Origin of the sequence: Oceanospirillum sediminis (assembly GCF_014164585.1) — a bacterium.
GTDB lineage: Bacteria > Pseudomonadota > Gammaproteobacteria > Pseudomonadales > Halomonadaceae > Oceanospirillum > Oceanospirillum sediminis.
The window spans coordinates 1-401 of sequence record NZ_JACJFM010000179.1 but is presented as its reverse complement, the minus strand read 5'-3'; the positions used below and the strand labels follow the sequence as shown (position 1 = coordinate 401).

1 protein-coding gene is annotated in these 401 nt (G+C 37.9%); it reads right to left on the bottom strand.

The annotated features are described in order from the left end of the window. On the bottom strand, positions 1 to 401 hold a 401-nt coding region (locus H4O21_RS28310), incomplete at both ends, for a helix-turn-helix domain-containing protein (protein ID WP_182812517.1).

Sequence of the window (401 nt, the reverse complement as noted above, 5' to 3'; positions counted from 1 at the left end):
ATTTGAATTTAAAATGTCGTCCACCACCAACCGCACTTCCCCATAACTATACTTATCATCCAACTGATGTTTCAAATCCGATAAATTCTCAAAAGTAGTCTTCGGAATCAAAACTTTCAACTCCTCATAATGGGCCTCAGAAATCAAATCGGTAATCTTCACCTCACCAGAATCCATAAAACTCGCCAAATGCCCAATAATGGTATTAACATTTAACTCTCTAATATCTGCAATTTCGTTAACCGATTTCCCTGATTTAAAGAGTGCCAAAGATTCTTTTTTCGTATCCCCTTTTTGGCGTTTCGGTTTAGGCGCATCAAAAATTTCAACATCGGCTGCCGTTTCAATATCATGTTCCTCACAATAGGCGCGAATCACCTTTAAAATAGCAGACCCATATT